Annotated in this window: 2 protein-coding genes; both read left to right on the top strand. The window is 39.0% G+C overall.

From position 1 onward, the window contains the following. Window positions 1-415: 415 nt before the first annotated feature. Entirely contained in the window at window positions 416-868 is a 453-nt protein-coding gene (locus A3766_RS19375) for a hypothetical protein (protein WP_068510796.1), read from the top strand. Window positions 869-921: 53 nt separating this feature from the next. Next, window positions 922-1,753 (top strand): hypothetical protein (locus A3766_RS19370; RefSeq protein WP_156508990.1); only part of this gene is annotated, 832 nt, incomplete at its 3' end.

Raw genomic sequence — 1,753 nt, 5'->3', positions numbered from 1 at the left:
CAAGTTTTTAGCTTCTATTTAAATGGGCTTATTTTTAATAGAAGGCCATGATAAATCATGAAGCGACATTAAGTGTCGCTGAGTGGGTATTTATTTATGAGATAAGAAAACTTAACGCTTCATTTAATTTCAGACCCTTTTGGCTACGCAAGGTTGTGAATTCAACAAAAAGCAATTGGTTTTCAAGCAATACTAGAGAGTTGGCTTTTGCTCAACTTCACTAGTTATCGCAATTTAGAAACTGGCTAAATTATCCTGAAAGAAGTCAGCAGCCTTACGTCTCGTTTGCGGACTTCCTTGCCGCAAGACCATGAGTGCTTCAGCTAACAAACTCTCCACTCAATCTCTATAGAGAATCCCAATGGAATCCGTTAGTATCATAGTAAATGCTAATAAACGGAAAAGGCTATTTTTTATGAAGATGATACCTGTTGAACAGTATGCAGAGATAAAAGGAATTTCTACCGAAAAAGCTATAGAAATGATTAGAGATGGGTCTTATGTTGGTCGCTTGGTCGAAAAGCAGTGGTACGTATACTCAGTAGATGGGGAACTCAGTGATAACCAAGGAAAAATAGATCCTGATAGCAATGACTCAAACCCAATAATAGTCGCATATATTCTTTTTATGGGGCTCGGTGCATTGCTTGGTAGTTTGGCTGGCCCTATTGGCGCAATTTTTGGAATTATTGTGGGCTTTATCCTTACCTTCAATACGATAGCTGGAACGGATAGATCAAGCTCTGCTGCTACTGATTACGAGTCTAATGGCCTTGATAACCACCAAGACAGCGAAAATTACGGTCTTGATGGCAATAGTGCGGATGCTGAAATATGCGGTACTGACGGTAGTGACAACTACCAATGAGCATAAAAGTTAAACGGAAAACGGAAAACGGAAAAAGAGGGAATAAAAGAAACATGAAAATCTTTGTAGTTATTATTATTTTGAGCATATCGTTACTTCAGTCAGCATGCAGTAGTCTAAAACCCTATGAGTCCGACTCGAATCTGTCTTTTGCTGGAAACGTTACCAAAGCAGCGGGGGTTTACAAACTCGATGTTTCAAGGGAAGATTTTATTGAATCGTATGGTAAAGCGGTTAACGGCACTGAACAAGCAATGAGTCTAATAGAAGGGTCGCTTAATGCTGCTGAAGCTGGGGTTAACATCGCGTCAATTATATCGGGTACGGTTAACTTTGCTTGGGTAGGAAACCTGTTTAAAAATACTACTCATGCGAAAGACCGTCAGTTAATGTTGGCTTGGTTGCCAAAAGGTGACTTGGAAAGCGAAGAGGAGGCTTGGGAAGAACTAAATAGAATCATTGCTGAGGCAACCAAACAGAATAATATGCCGATTAAAGGTCAACACAATATGCCTTTCGGTCCTTATTTATATAAAGACTCAAAAAGTCGCCAGTCGATGTTCTTCAAAGGGTGCCCTACTCCCTTCAAATGTCATCTTCGTTCAAATAACTTTGACTTACCAACAGAGGTTACACTGCCAGACTTTATTGGGGGGGGACCAGGCTACTTTTTTGAAATAGAAAGGAATGATGGCAATCAAACATTTAGATTTGAGTGTACTTCTAAGGCTCTACAATTCAACTACATTGGTAATGTTAAGGATCGCAATACTTTTAAAAGTGATTATGAAGAATGTACCAATATAATGAATAAGAGTGCTATTGAATTTAGTAAGAATATGCCAGAGTGGTTCTTCCTATATAGGCCAGCATCATTTGATTACA

Source organism: Oleiphilus sp. HI0132 (genome assembly GCF_001635845.1).
The sequence above is the reverse complement of the archived record's forward strand: the minus strand, read 5'-3'. Positions and strand labels throughout refer to the sequence as shown.

Excerpts from the sequence above, each read along its gene's own strand:
- A3766_RS19375 (WP_068510796.1), top strand. The coding sequence starts at position 416 with ATGAAGATGATACCTGTTGAACAGTATGCAGAGATAAAAGGAATTTCT.